The organism is Loktanella sp. PT4BL (genome assembly GCF_003201935.1).
Classification (GTDB): Bacteria; Pseudomonadota; Alphaproteobacteria; order Rhodobacterales; family Rhodobacteraceae; genus Yoonia.
Window position 1 is genome coordinate 1 of sequence record NZ_QJJL01000032.1, and the last position, 1,657, is coordinate 1,657.

The following is a 1,657-nucleotide window of genomic DNA, read 5'->3' on the forward strand; positions in this document are numbered from 1 at the left end:
CGGTGTTTGTCAAACAAGTTGTCCGCCGATTTCATGCGGCGTCTCTGATTTCAGGGGCGCTGGTTTCGTTTTCTGGGTTCAACCAGACGGGTCCTGCGGGTTGCCAGTTTCGGGTTTTTCCTGACCAGCGTTGCGGGTTTTGCGCGCGAGCGGTTGCATAGAGATTGGCGCGGTTTGTGAGCGTTGCATGATCATGGCCTGCGTGGCGCGCATTCGGCGTGACGAAGCGGATGGCGCTGTGCAGGTGTTCGTTGTTGTACCAGCCAGCGAAGCTTTGAACCCAGGCTTGAGCGTCTGCCTTTGCGGCGAAGCCCTTGGTCGGCCATTCGGGACGGTATTTGCAGGTTCGGAACAACGCCTCTGAGAAGGGGTTGTCGTTGCTGACACGTGGGCGGCTGTAGGAGGCCGTGATCCCCAATTTTTCCATTGTCACCTTCATCGTGGCACCCTTCATGGGACTGCCGTTGTCAGCGTGCAGAACCAAGGGGCGCATCTGGCAGCCCTCGGCCAACACGGCCTGTCGGATCAGAATGGAAGCCAGATCCGCACTTTCACGCTCATGGACCTCCCAACCAACAATTTTTCGGCTGAAGATGTCCACGATCAAATACAGGTAAAAGAACATGCCTGCGACAGGCCCCGGCATCCAGGTAATGTCCCAAGTCCAGACCTCACAGGGCGCACTGGCCTGATAGCTTGTGGGCGGCTTACGCTTGACTGGGGGCTTGGCTCGACCCCGGTGATGCTGCAATCCATTGGCGCGCAGAATGCGGTAGAAGCTCGCTTCCGAGGCCAGATACTGCCCCTGATCGGCTAGCTTTGGCACAATCTGACTTGGGGGAAGGCTAGAGAACTCCTCTGAATTACAGACATCTAGAACAGCCGCGCGTTCAGCGGCACTCAACGCGTTTGCTGGCTCCGGGCGTGGCACGAGGGGACGTTGATCAGGGCGGACCTCACCATCTTTCGTCCAGCGCCGCAGAGTGCGTTCGCTGATTTCCAACGCGGAACAGGCTTTGCCGCGCCGCGCTCCTGCGGTGACAGCCTCATTGATCAGAGCAACTGCGGTTTGGCGATCTGGGGTGCTGATCATGCGTCCTCTCCGTCCCCCCAGATCGCTGAGGCCTTTTTTCGCAGAACAAGCAGTGCTGCAGTTTCGGCCAGTGCGCGATCCTTACGAGCAAGCGCGCGTTCCAAATCTTTCACCCGTTTCTTTTCTTCCTTGGTCGCACGCCCAAGACGTGCTGAACTCATGCGGTCCCAGTCATTTGCCTGTTCGCAAGCAACTCGCCACGCGGCAATCTGCGCCGGATAAAGGCCGCGTTTGCGGCAGTATTCGGCTAGGTCAGCCTCGTTCAGCGCAGCAGTTTCCAACACCGCCGCAAACTTGTCACGTGAAGACCAGCCCTCAGGGCTCGCATCCGCGTCAGGCAAAAGCTGCCCCTTCTTGCGCGCCTCAGCACGCCAGGAGAAAAGCGTCGCCTCCGAAATCCCTTCCTCACGCGAAAGCTGCCGAATGGCCACGTTGTTCGGCGGAAGCATCCGCTTCAGCACAGCTGCTTTTCGTTCCAGTGAATATCCCATGTCATTGTCCTAATCCGCCCACCTGAAAATTAGAGAAAAATAGAGCAGCGGACAACATCCCTGACACAGGGGG

General features: G+C 58.2%; 1 protein-coding gene. It reads right to left on the minus strand.

Annotated elements, in window-relative coordinates; genetic code table 11:
- Nucleotides 1–31: 31 nt before the first annotated feature.
- Nucleotides 32–1,584, minus strand: a protein-coding gene (locus C7964_RS19690) for an IS3 family transposase (protein ID WP_286164082.1) whose coding sequence is annotated in 2 segments (ribosomal slippage) — nt 32–1,116 and nt 1,116–1,584 — 1,554 coding nt in all. Because the reading frame shifts where the segments join, the coding sequence is not laid out codon by codon here.
- Nucleotides 1,585–1,657: the final 73 nt, after the last annotated feature.